The sequence below is a fragment of the Paludisphaera soli genome (genome assembly GCF_011064595.1).
GTDB classification, from domain to species: domain Bacteria; phylum Planctomycetota; class Planctomycetia; order Isosphaerales; family Isosphaeraceae; genus Paludisphaera; species Paludisphaera soli.
Genome location: NZ_JAALJI010000165.1, coordinates 1 through 341, shown reverse-complemented (window position 1 = coordinate 341; position 341 = coordinate 1). Strand labels below are relative to the sequence as shown.

Below are 341 nucleotides of genomic sequence, written 5' to 3'. Positions count from 1 at the left end.
ACGGTCGGACAGGTGGATCCGGACTTCGGTGATCTTCATGGTCGTCGTCTCTTCCTTGCGAATCGTTGGGATTACCTCGTCTACACAACTGGATGCATGAGCGCGCGAGTCAGCCGCAGAGGGCGAGCTTCATGAGCGAGTTGTCCCGCATTCGCTCGACGGCCTCGGCGTGGAGCTGGGAGACGCGGGACTCGCTGATCCCGGGTCGTTCGCCGACCTCGTGCATCTTCAGGCCGTCGAAGTAGTAGCCCTTCAGGACCGCGGCGTGGGCGCCGCCCATCCGGTCGACGGCCAGCCGGACCATCTGGGGGTCGATCGGCGATTCGTCGGACGGGGCGGCC

Annotated in this window: 1 protein-coding gene; it reads right to left on the bottom strand. The window is 65.4% G+C overall.

Features of this window, described 5'->3' with window-relative positions; translation table 11 throughout:
• Positions 1-109: 109 nt before the first annotated feature.
• Positions 110-341, bottom strand: a 232-nt coding sequence (locus tag G6O68_RS32155; protein ID WP_315852149.1) for a sigma factor-like helix-turn-helix DNA-binding protein, incomplete at its 5' end; no start/stop codon positions are given.